Source organism: Candidatus Nitrosoglobus terrae (genome assembly GCF_002356115.1).
GTDB lineage: Bacteria > Pseudomonadota > Gammaproteobacteria > Nitrosococcales > Nitrosococcaceae > Nitrosoglobus > Nitrosoglobus terrae.
Genome location: NZ_AP014836.1, coordinates 903,707 through 928,241 on the forward strand (window position 1 = coordinate 903,707; position 24,535 = coordinate 928,241).

24 protein-coding genes are annotated in these 24,535 nt (G+C 41.9%); 20 read left to right on the top strand and 4 right to left on the bottom strand.

Annotated elements, in window-relative coordinates; genetic code table 11:
- The first annotated feature begins 19 nt into the window (after positions 1-19).
- The 4 genes from TAO_RS04405 to TAO_RS04420 all read left to right on the top strand — a co-directional run bounded on the left by TAO_RS04405 (position 20) and on the right by TAO_RS04420 (position 2,883).
- A complete protein-coding gene (locus TAO_RS04405; RefSeq protein ID WP_096526793.1) occupies positions 20-484 on the top strand; it encodes a hypothetical protein in 465 nt (154 codons plus the stop codon).
- Positions 485-520: 36 nt separating this feature from the next.
- Complete coding sequence (locus tag TAO_RS04410; protein WP_096526794.1) at positions 521-868, top strand: DMT family protein; 348 nt, start codon at positions 521-523, stop codon at positions 866-868.
- A 378-nt stretch (positions 869-1,246) separates the two neighbouring features.
- The gene (locus tag TAO_RS04415) at positions 1,247-2,191 is read left to right on the top strand and encodes a PEP-CTERM sorting domain-containing protein (protein WP_096526795.1); all 945 of its coding nucleotides are present in this window, start codon (positions 1,247-1,249) and stop codon (positions 2,189-2,191) included.
- A gap of 17 nt (positions 2,192-2,208) precedes the next feature.
- Entirely contained in the window at positions 2,209-2,883 is a 675-nt protein-coding gene (locus tag TAO_RS04420) for a DUF938 domain-containing protein (RefSeq protein WP_331712984.1), read from the top strand.
- Between the two features lie 28 nt (positions 2,884-2,911).
- Here the strand turns inward: TAO_RS04420 and TAO_RS04425 are convergent, their stop codons facing one another.
- Entirely contained in the window at positions 2,912-3,973 is a 1,062-nt protein-coding gene (locus TAO_RS04425; RefSeq protein ID WP_096526797.1) for a 3-deoxy-7-phosphoheptulonate synthase, read from the bottom strand.
- A 281-nt stretch (positions 3,974-4,254) separates the two neighbouring features.
- Here TAO_RS04425 and nhaA point away from each other — a divergent pair, with 281 nt between their 5' ends.
- Together nhaA and TAO_RS04435 are read left to right on the top strand one after the other, a co-directional pair.
- Positions 4,255-5,556 (top strand): Na+/H+ antiporter NhaA, encoded by a 1,302-nt coding sequence (gene nhaA, locus TAO_RS04430; protein ID WP_096526798.1) that lies wholly within the window; start codon positions 4,255-4,257, stop codon positions 5,554-5,556.
- 41 nt (positions 5,557-5,597) lie between these two features.
- Positions 5,598-7,406: a M61 family metallopeptidase gene (locus tag TAO_RS04435; protein ID WP_096526799.1), complete on the top strand. Its 1,809-nt coding sequence runs from the start codon at positions 5,598-5,600 to the stop codon at positions 7,404-7,406.
- A 29-nt stretch (positions 7,407-7,435) separates the two neighbouring features.
- Here TAO_RS04435 and TAO_RS04440 read toward each other — a convergent pair whose 3' ends face one another.
- Positions 7,436-7,951: an adenine phosphoribosyltransferase gene (locus tag TAO_RS04440; protein WP_096526800.1), complete on the bottom strand. Its 516-nt coding sequence runs from the start codon at positions 7,949-7,951 to the stop codon at positions 7,436-7,438.
- 258 nt (positions 7,952-8,209) lie between these two features.
- Between TAO_RS04440 and TAO_RS04445 the strand changes: the two genes are divergently transcribed.
- From TAO_RS04445 to TAO_RS04505, 13 genes are all read left to right on the top strand, one after another.
- Positions 8,210-8,848 (top strand): ABC-type transport auxiliary lipoprotein family protein, encoded by a 639-nt coding sequence (locus TAO_RS04445; protein WP_096526801.1) that lies wholly within the window; start codon positions 8,210-8,212, stop codon positions 8,846-8,848.
- 165 nt (positions 8,849-9,013) lie between these two features.
- Positions 9,014-11,554, top strand: coding sequence for a DNA gyrase subunit A (gene gyrA / locus TAO_RS04450; protein WP_096526802.1), 2,541 nt, complete (start codon positions 9,014-9,016; stop codon positions 11,552-11,554).
- 47 nt (positions 11,555-11,601) lie between these two features.
- Positions 11,602-12,684, top strand: coding sequence for a 3-phosphoserine/phosphohydroxythreonine transaminase (gene serC, locus TAO_RS04455; RefSeq protein WP_096527756.1), 1,083 nt, complete (start codon positions 11,602-11,604; stop codon positions 12,682-12,684).
- 88 nt (positions 12,685-12,772) lie between these two features.
- Complete coding sequence (locus TAO_RS04460) at positions 12,773-13,936, top strand: phosphoglycerate dehydrogenase (protein WP_096526803.1); 1,164 nt, start codon at positions 12,773-12,775, stop codon at positions 13,934-13,936.
- A gap of 67 nt (positions 13,937-14,003) precedes the next feature.
- A complete protein-coding gene (gene pheA, locus TAO_RS04465; RefSeq protein WP_096527757.1) occupies positions 14,004-15,092 on the top strand; it encodes a prephenate dehydratase in 1,089 nt (362 codons plus the stop codon).
- 20 nt (positions 15,093-15,112) lie between these two features.
- Positions 15,113-16,225 (top strand): histidinol-phosphate transaminase, encoded by a 1,113-nt coding sequence (hisC, locus tag TAO_RS04470; protein WP_096526804.1) that lies wholly within the window; start codon positions 15,113-15,115, stop codon positions 16,223-16,225.
- A complete protein-coding gene (locus TAO_RS04475) occupies positions 16,222-17,082 on the top strand; it encodes a prephenate dehydrogenase (RefSeq protein ID WP_096526805.1) in 861 nt (286 codons plus the stop codon). Before hisC ends, TAO_RS04475 begins: the two co-directional genes overlap by 4 nt.
- Positions 17,083-17,102: 20 nt before the next feature.
- Positions 17,103-18,431: a 3-phosphoshikimate 1-carboxyvinyltransferase gene (aroA, locus tag TAO_RS04480; protein WP_096526806.1), complete on the top strand. Its 1,329-nt coding sequence runs from the start codon at positions 17,103-17,105 to the stop codon at positions 18,429-18,431.
- 62 nt (positions 18,432-18,493) lie between these two features.
- The gene (locus TAO_RS04485) at positions 18,494-19,174 is read left to right on the top strand and encodes an HAD family hydrolase (RefSeq protein WP_096526807.1); all 681 of its coding nucleotides are present in this window, start codon (positions 18,494-18,496) and stop codon (positions 19,172-19,174) included.
- A gap of 18 nt (positions 19,175-19,192) precedes the next feature.
- A complete protein-coding gene (cmk, locus tag TAO_RS04490) occupies positions 19,193-19,921 on the top strand; it encodes a (d)CMP kinase (RefSeq protein ID WP_096526808.1) in 729 nt (242 codons plus the stop codon).
- Positions 19,922-20,000: 79 nt separating this feature from the next.
- Positions 20,001-21,677, top strand: coding sequence for a 30S ribosomal protein S1 (rpsA, locus tag TAO_RS04495; protein ID WP_096526809.1), 1,677 nt, complete (start codon positions 20,001-20,003; stop codon positions 21,675-21,677).
- 76 nt (positions 21,678-21,753) lie between these two features.
- Positions 21,754-22,059 (top strand): integration host factor subunit beta, encoded by a 306-nt coding sequence (locus TAO_RS04500; RefSeq protein ID WP_096526810.1) that lies wholly within the window; start codon positions 21,754-21,756, stop codon positions 22,057-22,059.
- A 44-nt stretch (positions 22,060-22,103) separates the two neighbouring features.
- Positions 22,104-22,550 (top strand): Mth938-like domain-containing protein, encoded by a 447-nt coding sequence (locus tag TAO_RS04505; RefSeq protein WP_096526811.1) that lies wholly within the window; start codon positions 22,104-22,106, stop codon positions 22,548-22,550.
- Between the two features lie 15 nt (positions 22,551-22,565).
- On the opposite strand, the gene rpoS is transcribed toward TAO_RS04505, so the two are convergent.
- Together rpoS and fdxA are read right to left on the bottom strand one after the other, a co-directional pair.
- Positions 22,566-23,504: an RNA polymerase sigma factor RpoS gene (gene rpoS, locus TAO_RS04510; RefSeq protein ID WP_231910580.1), complete on the bottom strand. Its 939-nt coding sequence runs from the start codon at positions 23,502-23,504 to the stop codon at positions 22,566-22,568.
- A 198-nt stretch (positions 23,505-23,702) separates the two neighbouring features.
- Complete coding sequence (gene fdxA, locus TAO_RS04515) at positions 23,703-24,041, bottom strand: ferredoxin FdxA (RefSeq protein ID WP_096526812.1); 339 nt, start codon at positions 24,039-24,041, stop codon at positions 23,703-23,705.
- 200 nt (positions 24,042-24,241) lie between these two features.
- On the opposite strand from fdxA, the gene TAO_RS04520 reads away from it, so the two are divergent.
- Positions 24,242-24,532 (top strand): LapA family protein, encoded by a 291-nt coding sequence (locus TAO_RS04520; RefSeq protein WP_096526813.1) that lies wholly within the window; start codon positions 24,242-24,244, stop codon positions 24,530-24,532.
- Positions 24,533-24,535: the final 3 nt, after the last annotated feature.

Sequence of the window (24,535 nt, forward strand, 5' to 3'; positions counted from 1 at the left end):
AGCTTTTAAAGGAGAGATTATGACGGGGATTATAATTGCCGTGGCGATACATGTGCTGGCTGTTATCTGGTGGATTGGGGGCTTAGCGTTTGTATCGTGTTCATTTTTGCCCGCCTTGCGCCAGGGTGCGTTTGGCTCGCAGCAGGACGCATTCCGTGCGGTTGAACGCCGCTTTGGATTACAGGCCCGCGTTGCCATATTGCTGGTGGGGGCTTCCGGCTTGTATATGGTGGCGATACAGCACTGGTGGCCTTTATTCGGGATGGCAAAATTCTGGTGGCTAAGCGGAATGTTTGCCTACTGGCTATTATTCATGGTGATGCTATTTATCCTCGGTCCCAGCGGGGTGCTAAAAAAGATCATGAAGGGTTCCGGCGGGGACGAAGCGCGAGCATGGCAACGAATGCATCATATGCATCTTGTGCTGCTGCTGATCGGTATTGTGATTATTATCGGGGGATTGATGGGTAATCATAGCCTCTAGGAGTTCTCATTAAGATAATGATTGGGAGTTATATGTATGCACCCCATTATAGCCGCCGTGGGTTTGCTCTGTTTAAGCAACCTATTTATGACCTTTGCATGGTATGCTCACCTTAAAACGTTAAATCACCAGCCGTGGATTATTGCAGCCCTTGTCAGCTGGGGCATTGCCTTCTTTGAATATTTATTACAAGTCCCCGCCAATCGGCTGGGGTATACAGTTTTAAGTGTTAGCCAGCTTAAAATTTTACAAGAAGTCATTACCCTATCTGTCTTTGTTCCTTTTGCCTTATTTTATCTCCATGAACCGTTAAAACGGGATTACCTATGGGCAGCGTTATGTATGCTGGGAGCCGTGTATTTCATGTTTAGAGAATCTAGCTAAGTTTTCATTTAGGCTTTCCACCGTGTCAAAAAACTTAACACCTGCCTAATCGTAAGATCCAAGCTTCATTCAAACTGATGATAAATTTATAAATTATTGATTTTAGGTTAAATATTTAAAAGACGAGCCTTTTATCCCCCTCATCAAGAGAATCAAACCCCTTGAGATAGAACCCATTAAGTGTCATTAATTTTTACATTTTTGAAGATAAAAGATAAAAGATAAAAGATAAATTTTAATTTATCTCATTGAATTTAAAGCTAAAATAAATAAAGGCACGAATATTGCTAGAAACCTTAATGATGGGAATAGCTTTCTCCCTGATATAGGGCTATTCCCATCAAAACACTTAAAAACTAAGAACAGAGGTTTTATATCGTGCTAATTTTTAAAATTAAGAACGAGAATGTAAAGAATATTGATGTAATGACTAAAGTGAGCTTTCAGCTTAAGGGGCTTTTAACTGCCAGTATAATTTTACTAGGGTTCATCACTACCCCCAATGCTTACGCGGTGCCTTCTTATGTGGCGGAGATTATGTTCTTCAATTCGGTTGGATTTAACGGTGCTATTGGGATTACGGATAAGAACAAAGTGATAGGTAATGGACATCACAATAGCTACGTTGGCCCTCTATATTATCCTGGAGGTGATAGTTCGCCAACTATAGGTGTGGAGAATATCTACCATGATGAGGGTCTAACGATCAATGGTAGTGGTTACGTTAAAGGTGAAATATATGAGCTTGGCCTTCCCGTTATTTTCTATGGTGGCGAGGATATCTTCTATGGCAAAAACAGTGCAGGCCAGTATCATGAATACATCCTTAATTACAGTAACCTCAATCCCGCTCAGGGCATCAGCGGTAGCGAACTAATAGAAGCAGATACGGGAGAATTGGTGCCTTTTAAGGAGATCACTGATTTTAGCTATGCCCCTTCAATCCATTTTAGTCCGGATGAAAATGATCAAGGGCAGCGGATAGCCACAGTAGATGGTGTCGCTACCCTGTATGATAAGGGTATTGCCTATAATATTACGGATCTGATTAGTAATAAACTGGATACAGGAGCGGCTCCTTATTATGACGGTCTCAGCTATAGCATTACACGCTTTTATGATCCTATTTACATCAATAATAATGGCTGGATATTAGGCCAAGTAGATCTAAAATTGAGTGACGGAACACCATATTCAGATGCAAATCGGTTTGTAATACTCAAGCCAGTAGATGTGCCCCTACCCTCAAGCCTAGCGCTGTTAGGGTTAGGGGTGGGGCTATTGGGGGTGATGGGTCGACGCGCGGCCAGTCAATCTCTTTAATCTACTTCAATGATATTTTGAAGTGGCTATTCCCGATTGATCGTCACGCGATCAGTCGGGATTTTATACAGTTTACTAAACGTATGAAGTATTTCTCTCAAGCTTGCGAAAATAATAAGCAGCCTATTTTGGAAATTCTTAAAAGAGTGCTTAAAGGTTGCCATCAGGTGCTGGAAATAGGGAGCGGATCAGGTCAGCATGCGGTGTATTTTGGTAAGCAGTTACCCCATCTAACATGGCAGCCTACGGAGACTCTGGAAGGGATAGCGATACTAAAAGAAAATTTAGTAAGCCTTTCTGCTCCAAGCAATGTGTTAACGCCTCTAGTGTTAGATGTAAATCAGCCGCTATGGCCGCTGGACTCGGTGGCAAATATATTCAGCGCCAATACGTTACATATCTTAGCTTGGGAAGAGGTGGAGTTGTTTTTTAAGGGGGTAGGTGCGCTGCTAAAACCCAAGGGCTTACTGTGTGTATATGGGCCGTTTCGTTATCAGGGAAACTATACGAGCTTGAGTAATGCTGAATTTGATTCTTGGTTAAAAGCCCAAGACGTTGAGCGGGGTATTCGTGATTTTGAAGCGGTAAACACGTTAGCAGAGGAACAGGGGTTAGAGCTAAAAGAGGATTATGCTATGCCCGCCAACAATCAGTTTTTGATTTGGCAGCGATCCGAAAAGATAAATTCCTAACCCCAATTTTTGGGTAGATTAAAAATACTTATTGCTGAGATAACCGCCGTTTCTGGACAGCATCTGCAAATTGATAGAGTAATTCCTCGCTTTCTTCCCAACCCATACAAGAATCGGTAATACTTTGTCCATAAATTAGGGGGGTATCAGGAACAATATCTTGACGGCCAGCTACTAAATGACTTTCTAGCATAATCCCAATAATGCGTTTATCGCCGACTGCAATCTGCCCCACAATATTTTCGGCCACTAAAATTTGCCGCTTAGGGTCTTTACCGCTATTACCATGACTACAGTCAATCATCACTTGGGGGAGAAGCCCAGCCTGAATGAGCTTAGTAGCGGCTTCATCTATGCTTTCTGGATCATAATTGGGTTGCTTACCGCCCCGTAGGATGAGATGGCAATCCGGATTTCCTGTAGTGGAGAAGATAGCAGAATGCCCAGCTTTAGTGACCGAGAGAAAATGATGAGGTCGTGAGGCTGAGATAATCGCGGCGGTGGCTACATCCAGATTACCGTTAGTAGCGTTTTTAAACCCAACGGGACAGGATAGGCCAGAGGCTAGCTCTCGATGTACTTGGCTTTCAATGGTACGTGCCCCTATGGCTCCCCATGAAATCAGATCAGTCATGTATTGGGGGCTAATTAAGTCTAAATATTCAGTACCGGCTGGGATTCCAGCGGTGGCTAAATCCAATAACAGCTTACGAGCTAGGTGTAGTCCTTCATTGATCTGAAAGCTACCATCTAAATAAGGATCGTTGATAAATCCTTTCCATCCCACGGTAGAGCGCGGTTTTTCAAAATAAACCCGCATCACAATGAGCAAGTCATTGGTAAGTTTATTAATCAGTATTTTCAGCCTTTTGGCGTACTCCCATGCAGCTTTAGGATCGTGAATAGAACAAGGACCCACTATCACTAACAGACGGTCATCGTTTCCATTGAGTATTTCCTGAATGGATCGTCGCGTTTGATAGACTGTCTCTGAAGCCTTCTGGCTAATAGGTAACGCTTCTTGGAGCTGGGCGGGTGGAATCACCTCTTTTAGGTCTTTAATTCGGAGATTTTCAGTAGGAAAATTCATTGGCATTTACGTCTACTAGTTACTATAAATTTTGATATTATGAAATGGTTAGAGCAAATACGCCTGCTTTAATAATATTATGAGTACATAATCAGGAATTAAAAACTTAGGCTTTATTCGTATCTCAATTTTGGTCAATTTTAAATGCTCTTCATTTTAATACATCGCTAACTGTAAAAAATTCAGACTTGCTGGAAGGTAACACGGCAGTATTACCAGTATTCTGTATACTTTTTAGGTTAGCATCCGCTAATTCTAAGATCATCTTAGCCTTATCGTCTATGACAGATATTAATCGTTATCCTTTAGAATCGCTGTTTAATCGCATTTTATCTCCCATCAAAGTTTTTCTTCAGCAGCCTACTGCTGGAGGAATCATGTTAATGATGGCCACTGTTTTAGCTCTTGTATTGGCCACTGGGTTAGGAGCGGAGACTACCCGCCATTTTTGGGAGCAGCAGCTTATGTTCTCGGTTGAGAATCATTTTACCCTGAAGCTTTCTTGGCGTGATTGGATTAATGATGGTCTCATGGCTGTTTTCTTTTTGTTTATGGGGCTGGAAATTAAGTATGAAATTTTGATGGGGGAGCTGGCTTCGATAAAAAATGCCGCCTTACCTATTGTAGCCGCCATCGGTGGAATGGTAGTTCCTGCTGTGATTTACACTGTTTTTAACCTGAATACTGAGGCTGCCTCCGGGTGGGGGATTCCCATGGCGACTGATATTGCTTTTGCGGTTGGGGTCTTAACGTTGTTAGGACAGCGGATTCCAAAGAGCTTGGTGACTTTTTTAGCCGCTTTGGCCATTATTGATGATCTGGGTGCGGTGTTAGTGATCGCCATTTTTTATACTTCCACTTTGAGTATTATTGCCTTGGTTGCTGCGGGTATATTATTTATCTTGTTATTGCTATTTAATCGAGGGGGTATTCGTCATCCATTGCCTTATCTGTTGGTTGGCACAGCGCTTTGGTATGCCGTGCTTATCTCAGGGGTGCATGCCACAATTGCGGGAATTCTATTAGCGATAACTATTCCTTCTTGGGCGGTTCACAAGCCAGAATATTTTCGTCAGCAGCTCGTAAAATTTTTTGCTCAAGCGCAAAAAGATAGCTCTTTTTCGGTGGCAGTAGAAGCTACGGCTATTGCTGCTCAAAGCCCACTACAGCGGATGGAGCGAATCTTAGATCCGTGGGTTACGTTTGTGATTGTGCCCATTTTTGCCCTTGCAAATGCGGGGATTGATTTATCTCATATTATCTGGATAGAAACCTTATCAGAAAAAGTCACTTTGGGCGTTATGCTTGGCCTTGCGGTAGGGAAATTTATGGGTATCAGTCTGTTTAGTTGGTTAGCCGTGTATTTTAGATTAGGGCAGCTGCCTACAGGCGTGGATTGGCAGTATTTACTTGGCGCTGCGTGGCTTGGGGGGATTGGTTTTACTATGTCGATCTTTATCAATCAACTTGCTTTTTTAGACCCACTATATATAGAGCAAGCAAAAATTGGTATTTTGCTTGCCTCTGGGATTTCAGCGGCTATTGGCTTGGTTTGGCTATATAGGGCTGCTGCCAGAACGTAAGATAGTAATAATCGCCTTGAGCTTGAATAAGAGAATCAATAATGTCGGCCATTCACTACACTATTTTTCCTAAAAACCCTCAAGCCCATCTGTTTCAGGTAACGTTAGCTATTTCAGATCCAGATCCTAAGGGGCAGTGTTTGTCTCTACCCGCTTGGATTCCGGGGAGCTATTTAATCCGTGATTTTGCTAAGCATGTGGTGCAACTAAGGGCAGAATCTGAAGGTCATCTGCTTATAGTGCAAAAGCTCAATAAATCTACGTGGTATTGCGCCCCAAGTCAGGGGTCAATTGTCATTAATTATGAGGTTTATGCTTGGGATAGTTCAGTACGTGGAGCGCGTTTGGATACAACCCATAGTTTTTTTAATGGCTCCTGTATGTTTCTTACAGTAGAGGGTCAAGCAGATCGGCTTTGTACGGTGACTATTTTACCACCGGAAGGGGAAATTTATCGTGATTGGCGAGTAGCGACGGCTTTGCCTCGGGCAGGGGCTGAACCTTATGGTTTTGGTGATTATCAGGCGGTAAATTATGATGAGCTTATTGATCATCCGGTAGTCATGGGTCGGTTTAGTTTAGCTACTTTTAAGGCCTGCGATGTGCCTCATGATATTGTGATTATGGGTCGCCATCGAGCTGATATGGATCGTCTTTGCCAAGATCTGAAAACCCTTTGTGAATGGCATATTCACTTCTTTGGCGTGCCTGCTCCCATGGATCGTTATCTGTTTTTGATAACAGCTACTGGGGAAGGATATGGCGGTTTAGAACACCGGGCTTCAACGGCTCTAATTTGTAGCCGCGATGATTTGCCCCGTGCTGGAGAGGTTAAAACTCGGGAAAGTTATCGAAATTTTCTGGGCCTCTGTAGCCATGAGTATTTTCATACTTGGAATATTAAACGCATCAAACCTGCTGTTTTTACTCCCTATAAGCTAGGCTGTGAGAATTATACCCACTTACTTTGGGCTTTTGAGGGCATTACCTCTTATTACGATGAGCTTGGATTGGTACGTTCAGGCTTAATTAGTCAGGAGAACTTTTTAGAAGTTTTAGGGCAAACCATCACCCGAGTGCTAAGAACCCCAGGGCGGTTTAAGCAAAGTTTAGCTGAGTCTAGCTTCGATACTTGGATTAAATTTTATCAACCCAATGAGAATACCCCTAATGCGGTTGTGAGTTATTACGCTAAAGGATCCTTGGTAGCCTTAGCATTGGATTTAACCCTACGACGGGAAACTCAAGGCAAGTATTCTTTAGATAAAGTGATGAAAATACTTTGGGATAGTTATGGAAAAACTGAGATGGGAGTGCCTGAATCTGGGATAGAACAATTGGTTGGAGAGATCTCTAGGCTTGATCTAAGTGATTTTTTTGATTCCGCTTTACGCGGAACTGAGGATATTAACTTAGCCCCTTTATTTGCCGATGTTGGGATTATCTATCAATTACGGTGCTCAGAATCCAGTGAAGATAAGGGAGGTACTTTGGGCAAAGGGGGCAGCCCTCGAACTGTGCTGGGCGTTCGGTTAGTTTCCAATAAAAGAGAGGCTAAGCTGAGTCAGGTTTTTGAGGGTGGCGCTGCTCAGCTAGCGGGGCTAGCTGCTGGGGATATTGTGGTTGCGGTTGAGGGTATTAGGGCGACAGCAAGTAATTTGGAAAAGATCATAGAAAGTTACCCTTCAGAGATCACCATTCAAATCCATGCTTTTCGTCAGGATGAGCTTAGAAAGTTTGCAGTAACCTTAAAGCTAGCGCCACAAGATACCTGCGTGTTGACCTTCAATCCAACTGCTAGCGCTGAAATGATAGCAGCACGGCAAGCTTGGCTTTTAGGCATTTTCTAAAGCTTCTGGAGTTAATAGGATGACTAGGATTAATAATGCAACAGTGAATGTATTACATAATTAGAAAGCTGTTCCCTGCCTTTTAATGAGTCTAACTCGATCACAAAAGCGCAGGCAGTAACCGTTGCACCTAGACGTTCAATAAGATTACACGCTGCTTTGGCGCTACCCCCAGTGGCTAGTAAATCATCCACAAGTAGGACATTATCTTCAGAGCTGAAGGCATCGGTATGTACCTCCAAATTGGTAGATCCATACTCTAAATTATAGGAGATGCTTTCAACAATATAGGGAAGTTTGCCCGGTTTGCGTAACGGAACAAATCCAACCCCTAGCTCCCAAGCTACTAATGACCCAAATATAAATCCTCGAGCCTCTATTCCAGCAACTACCGTAATGTTTCGACTAAGAAATGGGTGTAAAATTTCACGTACAGCTAAACGCAGGGCAGCAGGGTCTTTAATAAGTGGCGTAATATCTCTAAATAAAATCCCCGGCTGAGGAAAATTAGGAATATCACGAATTTTAGCTCTGAATAGCTCCATATTTACTTCATGTTTAAAGGGATTAGCGATTAATTACTAATAGTTACTAAGATTAAATGATTAAAAATAAAGGAGCAATTGAAAAAGCAGCAGGATTATAAACGCACTACCAAATTAGAGATAGGGTATATATCTTTAATGAGGTCTACTAGAAGTATTGCTGGTTAAGGTAAACAGTAAAAAATTTTTCTATAATGTTACCCGCTCTTTCTTGTATTTCTTTATTATTTCCCATTTTTAAAGACATTTTTAGCTGCCATGATGAGTGCTCGCCTAAATTATTTAGTTTGTTTATTTGCTTTGACGTTTGCAGGATGTTCCTTGTTTGGCAGTCAGAAAGAAGTGGTGGAAAATCATTACACGTTGGAAGTAAAACGGGTATTAGATCAGCCGTCGCCTAAAGCCCGAGAACGGGTATTAGAGGTAAGCCAATTTCGAATAAGCCCTCGTTATCAAAGCCAAACTTTGGTTTACCAGAAAGGTGATTCTTGGTACCACACCGAAAAAAATCAAGCATTTATGCTCCCTCCCCAAGTGCTCGTAACCGATCAAGTTACTCGGTATCTTGGAAATTCTGGGCTATTTGGCGCGATAGTTGAAGGGGAAAGCCGCTTAAAGGTGACTCACCTGTTAGAAGGGGCCATCACTGCCCTATACGGTGATTTTACTGATCCTAAAGGATTACAAGCGGTTATGGAAATCCAGTTCTTTCTACTTGATCCATTAGCAACTAACCCTCCTAAAATCGTATTTCAAACTGGCTTTCGGATTGAGGCAGAGATTCCAAGTTCAACGCCGCAAGCGTTGATTCAAGGCTGGAATAAGGGTCTAGAGACTATATTGCAAAATTTTGAAAACGATTTACGTCGGCTTTTTAAAGAATCATCCCTAGAGTAGGAATAAGCTCAATCATTTTTGCCGCCCCCTTATAGAGGTATTACGATTACGACGCATAAGCTGTTAACTCCGAAGAGTATGGTAAAATATTAAATATCTAATGTTTTTTACCTACTCAGATTGATTGAGTTAACGCTCATAGAGGCCAAAAGCTAATAATATAATATGGATGCAATAGCCCAAGAAATTCTTCCGGTTAATATTGAAGATGAGATGAGGCAATCTTACCTTGATTATGCGATGAGCGTTATCGTAGGTAGAGCGTTACCCGATGCTCGTGATGGTTTAAAACCCGTGCATCGCCGGGTGCTGTACGCCATGGAGCAGTTAGGTAATGATTGGAATAAACCTTATAAGAAATCAGCCCGAGTTGTAGGGGATGTGATCGGTAAATATCATCCTCACGGTGATACTTCGGTTTATGATGCCATTGTACGTATGGCTCAGCCTTTTTCAATGCGCTATCCACTCGTAGATGGCCAGGGGAATTTCGGCTCTGTAGATGGAGATCCTCCTGCTGCAATGCGTTATACCGAGGTTCGGATGGCAAAAATTGCCCATGAACTGCTGGCTGATCTCCATAAAGAAACCGTTGATTTCATCCCTAATTATGATGAAGCCGAGCAGGAACCCGTTGTACTCCCAACCCGAATTCCGAGCCTACTGGTAAATGGATCTTCGGGGATTGCGGTGGGTATGGCTACAAATATCCCACCTCATAATCTGGGTGAGGTACTGAGCGCTTGTATTGCTCTGATTGATAATCCCGCTTTGGAGGTGGATGCGTTAATAACCCATATCCCTGGGCCTGATTTTCCTACCGCTGGAATTATAATGGGTACTGAAGGTATTCAGGAGGCTTACCGTACTGGGCGAGGGCGAATTCTCCTGCGTGCCCGTACTCACATAGAGACTGATGATAGAAATGGCAAGGAAAGTATTGTTGTTACCGAGTTACCTTATACAGTTAATAAGGCTCGGCTACTAGAGAAAATTAGTGATCTTGTTAAGGAGAAAAAAATCGAAGGTATTGTGGGTCTTCGAGACGAGTCAGATAAAGATGGTATGCGTATGGTGGTAGAGCTAAGGCGAGGTGAATTAGCAGAGGTAATATTAAATCACCTGTATTTTCATACCCAGCTGCAGACCGTTTTTGGCATTAATATCGTAGCGTTAGTGGATAATCGACCCCAAATACTTAACCTGAAACAAGTTCTGGAGTCTTTTTTGCGGCACCGCCAAGAGGTTGTCACTCGACGTACTGAGTTTGAATTACGGAAAGCTAGAGAGCGAGCTCATATTTTAGAAGGGTTAGCGGTCGCTTTAATGAATATCGATCCAGTGATTGCTTTGATTAAAGCCTCCTCAAGTCCAGCTGAAGCTCGAGATGCTCTGATGGCGCGTACTTGGCCATCAGATACTGTAATTAATATGCTACAGCGCGCAGGGGCTGACTCTTCTCGACCTGAAGATTTAGAAGCAAAATACGGATTACAAACAGCAGGTTACCAGTTATCTCCTAATCAAGCTCAAGCTATTCTTGATATGCGCCTCCATCGTTTAACTGGCTTAGAGCAGAATAAGATTATTGATGAATATCAGCAGATTATAGATTTAATTTTATCGTTACTGGAGATTTTAACCTATTTTGAGCGGTTGATGGTGGTTATTCGGGAAGAGTTAATAGAGATACAAGATCAATACAACAGCCCTCGCTGCACTGAAATTCAGAATAATCGTGTCGATTTTTGCCTAGAGGATCTAGTCCAAGAAGAAAACGTGGTCGTTACTTTATCTCATACTGGCTACGTTAAAACTCAGGCCTTGGATACTTATCGTTCTCAGAAACGAGGCGGTAGAGGTAAATCAGCGACTACGATGAAGGAAGAGGATTTCATCGATAAGCTGTTTATTGCAAATACCCACGATACTCTGTTGTGTTTTTCAAGCCAAGGAAAGGTGTATTGGAAGAAAGTTTATGAGCTACCCCAGGGAGCGCGGATGGCTAGAGGTAAGCCTATTGTTAATCTTCTACCTTTGGAGGAGGGAGAACGGATAAATGCAATACTCTCTACCCGAGAATTTGAAGAGGGTAAATATGTTTTTATGGTGACTTCTTTGGGGGTAGTCAAAAAAACTTCTCTAGCAGAATTTTCTCGTCCACGCCCAAGTGGAATTATCGCGTTGGATTTATATGAAGGTGATCAGCTGGTAGATGTAGCGCTTACCGATGGTAAGCAGGAAATTATGCTGTTTAGCTCAGGGGGTAAAGTAATTCATTTTTCAGAAAGAGATGTTCGGTCAGTGGGTCGCACTGCTCATGGGGTTAAGGGTATAGAGCTTTCATCAGATCAGCGCGTAATTGCACTTATTATTGCTGAAAGTGGTGCTATTTTAACAGTCACTGAATTAGGTTACGGTAAGCGTACCTCGATTAATGAGTATCGCCTTCAAGGCCGTGGGGGACAAGGAATTATTGCTATTCGCACAACCTCACGAAATGGTCGGGTCATTGGTGCGGTACAAGTAGAAGAAGAGGATGACATAGTACTGATTACTGATGGCGGGACGTTAATCCGCACTCCAGTACGTGATATTCCACTTATGGGGCGTAATACTCAAGGGGTTAAGCTCATTAATCTCTCAGGAGGTGAACGTTTGGTAGGTATTGATCGGATTGTTGAAGATGAAGAGGCTGCAGTATAGAAATCTGGGTGTTATTAAAGAGTAAAGAGATCAAAGGAGGTAAAACTATGGCACGTGTCTACAATTTTAGCCCTGGGCCAGCTATGTTGCCCGTTGAAGTGATGGAACAAGCTCGTGATGAAATGCTTGATTGGCGCGGTACTGGGATGTCAGTCATGGAAATGTCTCACCGAGGTAAGCAATTTATGTCTATCGCTGAACAGGCTGAGGCAGATTTTCGAGAATTGCTGGCTATTTCTGATGACTACAAAGTCTTATTTCTTCAAGGAGGTGCCGCTAGTCAATTTGCTATGGCTCCCATGAATTTACTTCGAGGAAAAAAAGAAGCGGATTATCTTTGTACAGGGCACTGGTCTAAGAAGGCGATTGATGAAGGGCGTAAATTCTGCAAAGTCAATGTAGTCGCTAGTACTGAAAAAACGGGATTTAAAACTATTCCACCTCAACGGGATTGGAATCTAAACCCGCAGGCCGCTTATTTCCATTACACGCCTAATGAGACTATTGCTGGGGTGGAGTTTCATTGGATTCCAAAGATGGGAGAAATACCGCTTGTAGTAGATATGTCCTCTACCTTGTTATCGCGCCCAGTAGATGTTAGCTGCTTTGGTGCCATTTATGCCGGAGCGCAGAAAAATATTGGTTGTGCGGGGTTAACTATTGTGATTGTACGCCGCGATCTGATGGGGCAAACCTTGGAAGGTACGCCCACCATGTTTAATTATCAGGTGCAGGCTGATAATGACTCAATGTATAACACGCCGCCTACTTATGCTTGGTATATATCGGGCTTAGTTTTTAGCTGGCTGAAAAAAAAGGGAGGGCTTGCGGCTATGGCACAAATAAATCGCACTAAGGCAGATACCCTTTATAATTTCATTGACAGCAGTAGTTTCTATCATAACCCAGTAGAGCCGGCTTCTCGTTCATGGATGAATATACCTTTTACCTTATCTGACCCTAGTTTAGATGAACGCTTCCTAGAACAGGCAAAAAAATCCAGCTTAACGAATCTTAAAGGACATCGATCGGTGGGTGGGATGAGGGCTAGTATCTACAATGCAATGCCTCAGAAGGGGATTGATACTTTGGTAGAATTTATGAAGGAGTTTGAGCGTACCCAAGCATAAAATAAAGCTGATATTGAGGTAGGTACTAGCTGTTTGCTGAGTTAATCTTAATCGGGTCTATATCATTAAATGGGTGGTGGGTAACCATATGTATAAGATATTGACGTTAAATAATATTTCTGTGAAGGGGCTGGATCGTTTACCACGAGATAAATACGAAGTGGCTTCTGAAACTCAAAATCCAGATGCCATTTTGGTACGATCTCAGAATATGCATGAGATGGCTCTTCCAGCTACATTAAAGGCGGTAGGTCGGGCGGGAGCTGGAGTTAATAATATCCCTGTAACAAGTTTGAGTGAGCGGGGTGTAGTAGTGTTTAATACCCCAGGTGCAAACGCTAATGCGGTCAAAGAGCTCGTATTGGTTAGCTTATTTCTGGCGGCTCGTAACATCTGCCAGGCTTGGAGTGCTGCCTCTAATTTAATAGGAACTGATGATGAGATTCATCGAGAAGTTGAGGCAAAGAAAAAACACTTTGTTGGCATTGAGCTTCCGGGAAAAGTGCTAGGGGTTGTTGGTTTGGGCGCTATTGGAGTGCAGGTAGCTAATGCCGCACTAGCATTGGGTATGCGAGTCATTGGATATGATCCACAAATTACTGTAAAACGAGCTTGGGCCTTATCTGCGGAGGTTGAGCAGGCTAGTAGTCTAGATCACTTGCTATCTCAGGTTGATTTTTTATCTTTACATGTCCCTCTGGTGGATGCCACTCGAAAGTTAATTAATCAGGAAAAAATAAAGATTATGAAGCTAGGGATGAGGCTTCTTAATTTTTCCCGGGCTGAAATTGTCGATGAAGATGCAGTTATTAATGCAATAAAAGAAGGTAAAATTGCCGCCTATATTTGTGATTTTCCTAGTAACCGATTGAAAGGGCATCCGCAAGTAATTGCGCTACCTCACATTGGGGCTTCTACCAATGAGGCTGAGGAAAATTGCGCTGTGATGGTGGCCGATCAGATTCGGGAGTTCCTACAAGACGGGAATATTAGAAATTCGGTAAATTTCCCAGATGTAATGCTGCCTCGCACAGAAGGTTGGCGGATCGCCATTGTTAATGCCAATGTTCCTACTATGGTTGCTAAAATTTCTACCCATCTAGCTGAAGAGGGGTTAAATATTATTGATATGCTTAATAGATCTCGAGGTGATCTAGCCTATACCCTAGTAGATGTGGATGGTACTGCTTCGGAGCGTTTAATTACTGAGATTAAAAATATCCATGGAGTCCTCTCTGTACGGATGCTATGACCGGTAGGCGTGGTATATAAGTAGGATCTATTTCTAAGGAATCTGTTATCAGTTTTATATGCCGATAATTGACAGTAACCAGCAACTACAACATGTTCGTGCGCGTATAGATATTTTAGATGAACAGATTCAGCAATTGATTAATGAACGTGCTGGGCTTGCTTGTGAAATAGCGCAGATAAAGCAGGCACTTGGTTTAGGAGAGAGTTACTTTCGTCCAGAGCGCGAAGCTGAGGTTTTGCGGCGTGTTCTTGCCCGTAATCATGGACCGATTAGCGGGCAAGAAATGGCACGCTTGTTTCGGGAAATTATGTCAGCTTGTCTAGCATTAGAGGCACCTTTGACCGTGGCCTATTTGGGGCCGGAAGGAACATTTACTGAGGATGCTACGCTTAAGCACTTTGGTCGTTCGGTTAAAACGCGGTCAGTGATTACAATTAGTGAGATTTTTCGTGAGGTGGAAGCGGATATTGCTGATTATGGGGTAGTTCCGGTGGAAAATTCTACAGAGGGTGCAGTTACCTCTACGTTAGATCAATTTTTAATTTCTCCATTGCAAATTTGTGGCGAGGTTGAGCTGCGTATTCATCATCATCTTTTAAGTAAAAATGAGATGATTTCTGAGATAAAGCGCTTATATGCGCATCAGCAAACCTTAGCTCAGTGCCAAGGGTGGTTAAATACTCACATGTTAGGATGTGAGCATATTGCGGTGAGTAGCAACGCAGAAGCGGCACGTCGAGTCAGAAATGAACTTGATGGTTGTGCGGCAATCGCCAGTAGCCGCGCTCAGGAGATTTATGGGCTTCAGCTTTTAGCTGCTAATATTGAAGATGAACCTAGAAATACTACTCGGTTTTTAGTTATTGGTTCTCAATCTGTTGTTTCAAGCGGAAACGATAAAACTTCATTGCTGATCTCAGGGCCTAACCGCCCGGGTTTGCTATACAATCTATTACGTCCTTTAGTAGATAACGGTATTAGTATGACTCGATTAGAGTCCCGTCCCTCACGGCGTGGACTCTGGGAGTATGTGTTTTTTATTGATATCGAAGGGCATCAGAATGATTCTAAAGTAGCTATTGCCCTTGCTGCCCTTAAAGAACAAGCTTCCTTTCTCAAGCTATTAGGCTCCTATCCGCGAGCTGTCATATAAACTTTAAAGGTATAAAGTTAGTGGCTAAAAATTTATTTTATCCGCTTGCGTTGGCGGGGGTACGCGAGTTAGCGCCTTATCAGCCGGGTAAGCCTATTGAAGAATTAGAGCGGGAGTATGGAGTAGAAAATGCGATTAAACTTGCTTCTAACGAAAATCCTTTGGGGGCAAGCCCTCTGGTAACGGAGGCGGCGTATAGAGCACTTAAGGATATTTCCCGTTATCCTGATGGGAGCGGGTATGCACTGAAAGCTGCCCTTTCTTCCTATCTTGGTATATCAGCAGATCAGATTACCCTGGGTAATGGATCTAGCGATCTCTTAGAATTTGTTGCCCGAGTTTTCGTTTCCCATGAGCACGAAGTTGTTTATTCCCAGTACTGCTTTGCCATGTATCCTTTATTTACCAAAATTTTAGGAGCCCAGGGTCAGGTTGTGCCTGCAAAAAACTTTGGTCATGATTTAGAAGCTATGGCTAGGGCAATTAATAAGCAGACGCGATTGGTATATATCGCTAATCCTAATAATCCAACCGGAACTTGGTTATCTGCTGATGAATTAGAAGCTTTCTTAAGCCATATTCCAACCCATGTTTTAGTTGTGTTGGATGAAGCTTATTATGAGTATGTAGGTAATCATATTAATTACCCTAACTCATTGGCTTGGCTAAAAATTTATCCTAATCTAATCATTACACGCACTTTCTCTAAGGCTTATGGTTTAGCAAGTTTACGCGTTGGCTATGGATTATCTCATCGGGATTTAGCGGACTTGATGAATAGGGTTCGTCCACCGTTCAATGTGAATAGTTTGGCTTTGGTAGCAGCCACTGTAGCACTACAGGATCAGGATCATATTCAACGTAGCCAGATAATAAACCGTGACGGAATGGCTCAGTTAGCGTTAGCCTTTACTACCATGAACTTAGACTATATTCCTTCAGCGGGTAATTTCGTAGCCGTTGATGTGGGAGAAGGTGGAAAAGTATATGAAGCCTTACTGCGGCACGGCATTATCGTTAGACCTATGGTGAGTTATGATTTACCAAGGCATTTACGGGTAACTGTGGGGCAAAAAGATGAAAATACCCGGTTTATTCAGGCCTTAGCAGCAGTGCTTGAGGAGTTAAGGTGATTCGCCGCCTTTGTATTCTTGGTATAGGGTTGATTGGAGGCTCTTTGGCACTGGCGCTTAAACAATCAGGAGGGGTAGGTGAGATTGTAGGCTATGAGCAAGATTCAGTTCGTAGGAGTAAAGCGCTTGCTTTAGGTATTGTTGATCGTATTGAGTCTAGCCTTGAAGAAGCATTAAAAGATGCAGATGTAGTCGTACTAGCTGTCCCCTTAAGTGCAATGGAGGTATTGTTTCAGGAAATGGCCTCTAGCTTGAAGTTAGGGACGGTAGTCACCGATGTGGGCAGTGTCAAAGATAGTGTTGTTACTGCTGCTCGTGCTAGGCTAGGGGATAATATTACCTATTTTGTACCTGGGCATCCCATTGCAGGTGCAGAAAAAAACGGCCCTGAGGCAGCAACTGCCGATTTGTTTTTTCTCCATAAAGTTATTCTTACCCCCTTATCAGAAAATTGTGCCAGCGCAGTAAAAGTAGTAAGGGCTATGTGGCGCCAGGTGGGTGCCGAAGTAATAGAAACCAGTGCTTCCTACCACGATAAAATGCTGGCAGGTACTAGCCATCTTCCCCATGTGCTTGCATATGCATTAGTAGATTTATTAACTAATCTTGGAGAAACACAGGAGATTTTTCAATTTGCTGCAGGAGGATTTCGGGATTTCTCTCGTACTGCTTCTAGCGATCCTATTGTGTGGAGGGATATTTGTTTGGCTAATCGAGAACCTTTACTAGATTTACTTGAACAATTTAGAGCTGAGCTTCATAGAATAAGCGAGGCCATTTTATATAGCGATGAAGCAAAGCTTGTGGAGATATTCACTCGAGCTAAAGCTGCGCGAGATGCGCATTATAAGGTATAAAGATAATATATGGTGTCTACGTGTATACTGAGATATTAAGCAGCCCCGCTACTTTTGTAATTGAGCCAAGGGGCTTTCTTACCGGTCAATTACGAGTTCCTGGAGATAAATCCATTTCTCATCGAGCAATTATGCTCGGGGCTTTAGCAGAAGGAATTACTTACATTAAAGGTTTTTTAGAGGGAGAAGATACCCTAGCAACCTTAGAGGCATTTCGAATGCTGGGAGTAACGATCCAAGGCCCCGAAAAAGGGGGCGATATCAGGATACATGGAGTAGGTTTGCAAGGCTTACAGGCACCAAGGGTACCTATTTACCTAGGAAATTCTGGAACCTCCATGAGGTTGCTCGCGGGTCTTTTTGCAGGTCAAGCCTTTAATGTTGAACTTGTAGGGGATACGTCTCTTTCTCGTCGTCCTATGAGGCGAGTTTGTGATCCGTTGACTCAGATGGGTGCTTTTATTGAAACCACGTATCAGGGTACACCTCCTTTATTTATTCATGGTGGCCGGTTCCTCCATGGTATGGAATATATTATGCCGATAGCCAGCGCCCAAGTTAAGTCTAGCTTACTGCTGGCAGGTCTTTATGCTACTGGAGAGACTCGAATAATAGAATCTACACCGACTCGAGATCATACTGAGCGGATGTTAATTGGCTTTGGTTATCCAATAGAACAGAGCGGAGCTAGCATTAGTGTACAGGGAGGGGGTAAATTATATGGTACTGCGATCGAGGTGCCCGCGGATATTTCTTCAGCAGCCTTTTTTATAGTAGGTGCCCTCATTAGCACAGGTTCAGATATTTTGTTGGAGCATGTGGGTATAAACCCAACTCGTACTGGAGTGATTGATATTCTTCGGCGTATGGGAGCAGAAATTGAGGTAGAAGAATCGGGAATTGTTGGTGGTGAGCCAGTGGCGGCAATACGGGTTAAGGCCAGCAAGCTATATGGGATTGAAATTCCTAAGGAGCTGGTTTCACTTGCAATTGATGAATTTCCAGCTATTTTTATTGCTGCAGCTTGCGCTGAAGGTCAGACTACGCTAACTGGAGCTGAGGAGCTACGAATCAAGGAAAGTGATCGTATCCAAGTAATGGCTGATGGTTTACAAGCTTTGGGTATTTCAGTAAAACCTACTCCGGATGGAATTATAATTCAAGGAGGCCAGCTACAGGGAGGGGAAGTAAATAGCCACGGTGATCACCGATGCGCTATGGCTTTTGCTATAGCAGGATTGGCGGCTAAAAATACTATTATTGTTCATGATTGTGCTAACGTTGCGACTTCTTTCCCCGGGTTTATCGGGCTGGCTTCAGCTGCTGGTTTAGCAATTAACCATGCTTGAATATATCATCTCTATCTACTATATAAAATATAATACTATTAGGTATTTAATAAATAATTTTTATGTCACGTTATAAGTTAATAGTTTTTGATTGGGATGGGACTTTAATGGATTCTGAAGCTCGTATCGTGACTAGCATGAGCGCTGCAATTGATGATCTTAATCTTCCGTATCGCCAAGATAAAGAGTTACGTAATGTAATTGGTTTAGGTTTAAAAGAAGCATTACATACGCTTTATCCTGATGGTGATATTTCAACACAAGCTGCCTTAGCTGAACGCTATCGGCACTATTATTTAAATGCTAATTCTATCCCTAGTCAGCTTTTTGCTGGGGTGAAGGTTTTATTAGCCAAATTATATGAGTATGGTTATTTAATGGCTATTGCCACAGGCAAAGGACGTGCTGGTTTAGATCAAGCGCTACTAGAAATTAATATCGCTCATTATTTTTGTGTTAGCCGTTGTGCGGATGAATCAACATCAAAACCTAGCCCCAGAATGTTACTGGAGATTATGGAAAAAACTCAGATAGCTGCTGAAGATACACTCATGGTTGGCGATACTGAGTATGATATGTTAATGGCTAAATATGCTGGAACTGATGCTTTAGCTGTAAGTTATGGGGTTCATGAGAAAGCACGCCTACAATGCTATAGCCCAGTGGGCTGCGTTGATTCAATTGCAGCATTGCAAGATTGGTTATTGGGAATAAATGTGAGTAGGCAAGCAGTAATCAATTAATCTAGTCTAAGGAAATATATGCAAGAAAGTGATAAAGCCCCTGTCATTACAGTAGATGGGCCTAGCGGATCAGGCAAAGGAACTTTAGCACAGCTGCTCGCTCAGCACCTTGGATGGCACTATCTAGATAGTGGTGCCTTGTATCGAGTCTTAGCTTTAGCTGCTAATCATCAGGGTATTACACTTAGTAATCAGGAAGATTTAGGATCTTTGGTTCAAAATTTGGATGTTCAGTTTGCTTCTGATTCGGCAAGGGCATTAATAAGAGTATTTTTAGATGGGGTAGATGTAAGTGATATTATTCGTAGCGAAGACTGTGGCAATATAGCCTCAAAAATTGCTGTTTTACCTAAGATTCGAGAGATTTTGCTGGTATGGCAGCGAGACTTTCATAAAGCTCCAGGATTAGTTACAGATGGTCGGGATATGGGAACAGTTGTTTTTCCTGAAGCAGTTTTGAAAATTTTTCTTACAGCCAATTCCCAAGAGCGAGCAAAAAGGCGCTATAAGCAATTAAAAGAAAAAGGTATAGAAGCTAATTTATGTTTACTTGAGAGAGAAATTGCTGAGCGAGATGAGCGCGACTATAAGCGCGATAATGCCCCCCTTAAGCAAGCTAATGATGCTATAATATTAGACTCAACAAAGCTTGCTATTGAAGATATATTCCAGCAGGTATTGTTGTGGTTACCTGATAAATTGCAGGTATATAAAGGGCAGCCCAAGGCATTTAATACTGAGGGCTAAGATGAAAACTATATTGCAAGTTGTAGGATATTAACCGGTTAACGTATATATCCTGTTAACTGAGGATTTTGGTGAAGCAATGGGCGAAAGCTTTGCAGAGTTATTTGAGAAAAGCCAGGTGGGTGCACCGATGGCTCCAGGTTCTATTGTTACAGGGACTGTTATAGAAATTAATGCTGATGTTGTAGTTGTTAATGCAGGATTTAAATCTGAGGGAATTATCCCTATCGAGCAATTTCGAGACGATAAGGGGAATTTAAGTATTTCTAAAGGCGATTTGATAGAAGTTGCCTTAGAATCGATTGAAGATGGTTTTGGTGAAACGCGACTCTCACATGAAAAGGCTAAGGTAGCTCGGGTCTGGAGCGAGCTTGAATCTGCTTTTGAATCAGGAAAAACTGTTACTGGCGTATTAACAGGTAAAGTTAAGGGGGGGTTTACGGTAGATTTAAACAGTGTTCGCGCATTTTTACCAGGATCATTGGTTGATGTACGGCCAGTGCGGGATTCCGTATATTTTGAGAGTAAAGAACTTGAATTTAAACTGATTAAACTAGATCGGAAACGAAGCAATATTGTGGTTTCACGCCGGGCGGTTATGGAGACTGAGCACAACGTAGAAAGAGAAGAGCTTCTTGCTAGCTTGGAGGAGGGTAAGACGGCTAAAGGAGTCATCAAGAACTTAACTGACTACGGTGCTTTTGTGGATCTAGGAGGCTTGGATGGGCTACTTCATATTACCGATATGTCATGGAAACGCATCAAGCACCCCTCCGAGGTAGTTAATATTGGTGATGAGGTTATTGTTCAAGTGCTTAAATTTGATAAAGAGCGCCAACGCGTATCTCTTGGACTTAAGCAGATAGGAGCAGATCCTTGGAAGGATCTAACGCAGCGTTATGCTAGTGATGCTTGTCTTCCAGGTAAGGTAACCAATGTCACCGACTATGGTTGTTTTGTAGAGATAGAGGAAGGTGTAGAAGGTTTAGTTCATATGTCAGAAATGGATTGGACTAATAAAAATATTCATCCTTCGAAAATAGTGCAGGTAGGCGATGAAGTTGAGGTAATGATACTTGATATTGATGAGGAGCGTCGCCGCATTTCTTTGGGGATGAAGCAATGCCGTCCTAATCCATGGGAAGAATTTTCCCGTAAATATAATAAAGGCGATCATGTAACAGGTGAGATTAAATCTATTACTGACTTTGGTATTTTTGTTGGTTTAGAAGGCAGTATTGACGGTTTAGTTCATTTATCAGATATTTCGTGGTCGGCTACAAATGAAGAGGAAATACGTAATTATAAAAAAGGTGACCAAGTTGAAGCTGTTGTTCTTGCAATTGATCCTGAGAGAGAGCGTATTTCTTTAGGAATAAAACAGCTCGAAGAAGATCCTTTCTCTAGTTATATTGTTACCTATTCTAAAGGCGCTGTAGTCAAGGGAGTTATTAAATCAGTTGATGCTAAAGGTGCGATTGTTGAATTAGCTAAAGGGGTAGAAGGACACCTACGAGCTGCTGATATTTCTCGTGAGCGAGTTGACGATGCTCGCAATTTCCTAAGTATTGGGGATCAAATAGAGGCAAAATTTACAGGTATTGATCGTAAAAATCGGATTATTACTGTTTCTATCCGAGCTAAGGATGAAGAAGAAGAGGCAGAAGTTATTAAAGAATACTCAGGTATGGGAGCTGCAGCTTCAACTACATTAGGGGATATTCTTAAAGAGCAGATGGGAAAACAAGAAGAATAAAACTAAGGCATAATTTTCTTCTGCTATGTTATATGGGCGCCTAGTTCTAGTATGGTTTTATAGGAGATATGTATCTATGATCAAGTCGGATCTGATTGAAAGACTTGCTCAGCACCAAACATTATTAACCTATCGAGATATAGAGCTAGCAGTTAAGATGATGCTAGATTTGATGGGTCAGTCTTTAGCGCGAGGCGAACGTATCGAGATACGTGGGTTTGGAAGTTTTTCATTACACTATCGGCCATCGCGGACTGGGCGCAATCCTAAAACTGGTGAGACAGTAGGCTTATCTTCTAAATATGTTCCACATTTTAAGCCAGGAAAGAATCTACGAGAGCGAGTTGATTGGGATAAGGATAGTTACAATGATTCCATTTAGCTTAATGGGAGTAGTTCCCCGCTAAAAAATTACTGTAATAGGCTATGAAATTCAGCTTAGATGAAAGAGCAGATGTTTATACGGTAAAATCCTATGGTTCTGGGTATATAGAATTTAATATTCCTATTTATTCTGAGGAGGTCATTGAGCCAGCAGGAGCAAGGATAAAACAGGAATTTAATCAGAAAAAGATATATCAGAGTGTGATAGTTACACCAAGCCGGCTGCATAAATGGCCTCCTAATTCCTTGCTAGAATTAAAAGAGATCCACATCAAATTCCTTCTAAAACTAGCGCCAGAAGTAGTGCTTATAGGCACTGGAAATTATCTGCAATTTCCAGCCTCTTACTTGATAGAGTCTTTATGGAGAAACCAGATAGGAGTAGAATTTATGGATACTGCTGCCGCATGCCGGACTTATAATATCCTTGTTGGTGAAGGGCGCAGGATAGCCGCGGCCTTGATTGTAACCACGCCGTCTGATTCCTAAAATTATCTAACCTATCTATTTGAATAAGATCTCTACTGAAATTCCTTCTTTTGCTAGGATTTGACGCAGTCGTTTTAAAGACTCAAGTTGAATTTGGCGAACTCGCTCTCTAGTTACGCCAATAGCGTGGCCAATCTGCTCTAAAGTTTGAGATTCATACCCTTGGAGACCAAAGCGGCGAACAATGACTTCTCTTTGTTTGTTGTTAAGTTGGCTCAACCACAGATCAAGTCGAGATTGTACGTCCTGATTTTGCAGAAAAACAGTAGGATCCAGAGCATCCTCGTCAGGAAAGGTATCTAGTAGTGCTTTTTCTTGATCATTTCGATGGCCGGTATCCATGGAAGCAATATTATCTTTAAGGCTCCATATACGCCTGATTTTCCTAATGGGTTTATCGACTTGCTGAGCGAGCTCCTCAAAGCTTGGATCATGTTCTAGTTCCTGTGCTAGCTTATTTGCTGTTCGTTGGTAATTTTTAAGCTCCTTAACTATATGAACAGGTAGCCGTACAGTACGCGCCTGATTAATAAGTGCTCGCTCAATAGTTTGTCGAATCCACCAAGTGGAATAAGTAGAAAACCGAAATCCTAGCTCTGGGTCAAATTTTTCCACAGCATGAATTAAGCCTAAATTTCCTTCTTCGATTAAATCAAGTAGTGCCAGCCCCTGATTGATATAACGTTTTGCAATTTTAACAACAAGCCTAAGATTACTTTCAATCATTTTCCTACGCCCAATGGGGTTCCCTTCTTGAGCAAGGCGTGCATAATAGATTTCTTCTTCTGCCGTTAGTAAAGGTGCGGTACCAATTTCGCTTAAATAAAGATAGGTAGCATCAAGTTTGTGATCGTCTGCAGCTTGGTTTTTCTGCATTTCTTCAGCATTGACAGCTAATTGCTCAGGTACTACCTCCGTCTCTGATAGCTCTGTCTCAGATTTTGTTATCAACAAGAGACTTCCTCCTTAATAAATGCTGTATGAATGTATTTGATACTCCTTGTACTACTAGATTTATTGTAAATAAGGAATTCAATTGCATTCTTACCATGATTGCAGTGAGATAATTTAATTCATGTCTTTTTCTTTAGCCATAGTAGCAGTGGCATTTACTATATTACTATAGAGAAAAGCATTTAACTGGTATCTATTTTATTTCTTTAGATATTGAAGTTTATCTTCAACATCTTTATTTTTGACTCGATCCCATTGTTCTGCGTCCTCCGGTGGCGTTTTACATTCGGTAATAACTGGCCAGATCTTTGTTAAGCTAGCATTTAATTCTAGATATTTTCTGTGTTCTTTAGGCAAGTCATCTTCAGAAAAAATAGCCTCAGCTGGGCACTCTGATTCGCATAAAGTGCAATCAATACATTCATCAGGATCGATTACTAGAAAATTAGGGCCCTCATGAAAGCAGTCGACTGGGCATACTTCAACACAATCAGTATATTTACATTTGATACAGTTTTCAGTGACTACAAATGTCATAGGGATTCTCTCTTTAATTAGAATTAGGTGTTTATAGGTGTTGATTGATTTTAAAGATAATCTGGCGATAGCTAAATTTAATTATATTTTCTATTTTAACTTTAATTCCTGATTCTGACGAGGATTGAAAGACTACATAATTTATTAGCGTATTCAGGTATGATGTAACTATTAGACTAAGCAGTTTAGGTAGGTATCGTATGCGAAATTTTTTTAATTTTTTAATTTTTATAGTTGTTTTTATATTAGGAGTTACTTTTGCTGGGCGTCACGCTGAGTCAGTTGTAATTGATTATCATTTTGGGAAGCTACCTATTCCATTATCGTTACTCTTAGCTTTAATCCTATTGATGGGGACAATATTAGGGATACTCGCAAGTCTTAGTACAATTATGAAGCTTAAGCGCGAGAATAGGAGGCTACGTAAGTCAGTTAAATGGATTGAGAGAGAAAATACCGATTTACGGGCACTGCCTGCTAAACATGAATAGAAA

Excerpts from the sequence above, each read along its gene's own strand:
- TAO_RS04405 (WP_096526793.1), top strand. The coding sequence starts at position 20 with ATGACGGGGATTATAATTGCCGTGGCGATACATGTGCTGGCTGTTATC.
- TAO_RS04410 (WP_096526794.1), top strand. The coding sequence starts at position 521 with ATGCACCCCATTATAGCCGCCGTGGGTTTGCTCTGTTTAAGCAACCTA.
- TAO_RS04425 (WP_096526797.1), bottom strand. The coding sequence starts at position 3,973 with ATGAATTTTCCTACTGAAAATCTCCGAATTAAAGACCTAAAAGAGGTG.
- nhaA (WP_096526798.1), top strand. The coding sequence starts at position 4,255 with ATGACAGATATTAATCGTTATCCTTTAGAATCGCTGTTTAATCGCATT.
- TAO_RS04435 (WP_096526799.1), top strand. The coding sequence starts at position 5,598 with ATGTCGGCCATTCACTACACTATTTTTCCTAAAAACCCTCAAGCCCAT.
- TAO_RS04440 (WP_096526800.1), bottom strand. The coding sequence starts at position 7,951 with ATGGAGCTATTCAGAGCTAAAATTCGTGATATTCCTAATTTTCCTCAG.
- TAO_RS04445 (WP_096526801.1), top strand. The coding sequence starts at position 8,210 with ATGATGAGTGCTCGCCTAAATTATTTAGTTTGTTTATTTGCTTTGACG.
- gyrA (WP_096526802.1), top strand. The coding sequence starts at position 9,014 with ATGGATGCAATAGCCCAAGAAATTCTTCCGGTTAATATTGAAGATGAG.
- serC (WP_096527756.1), top strand. The coding sequence starts at position 11,602 with ATGGCACGTGTCTACAATTTTAGCCCTGGGCCAGCTATGTTGCCCGTT.
- TAO_RS04460 (WP_096526803.1), top strand. The coding sequence starts at position 12,773 with ATGTATAAGATATTGACGTTAAATAATATTTCTGTGAAGGGGCTGGAT.
- TAO_RS04485 (WP_096526807.1), top strand. The coding sequence starts at position 18,494 with ATGTCACGTTATAAGTTAATAGTTTTTGATTGGGATGGGACTTTAATG.
- cmk (WP_096526808.1), top strand. The coding sequence starts at position 19,193 with ATGCAAGAAAGTGATAAAGCCCCTGTCATTACAGTAGATGGGCCTAGC.
- rpsA (WP_096526809.1), top strand. The coding sequence starts at position 20,001 with ATGGGCGAAAGCTTTGCAGAGTTATTTGAGAAAAGCCAGGTGGGTGCA.
- TAO_RS04500 (WP_096526810.1), top strand. The coding sequence starts at position 21,754 with ATGATCAAGTCGGATCTGATTGAAAGACTTGCTCAGCACCAAACATTA.
- TAO_RS04505 (WP_096526811.1), top strand. The coding sequence starts at position 22,104 with ATGAAATTCAGCTTAGATGAAAGAGCAGATGTTTATACGGTAAAATCC.
- fdxA (WP_096526812.1), bottom strand. The coding sequence starts at position 24,041 with ATGACATTTGTAGTCACTGAAAACTGTATCAAATGTAAATATACTGAT.
- TAO_RS04520 (WP_096526813.1), top strand. The coding sequence starts at position 24,242 with ATGCGAAATTTTTTTAATTTTTTAATTTTTATAGTTGTTTTTATATTA.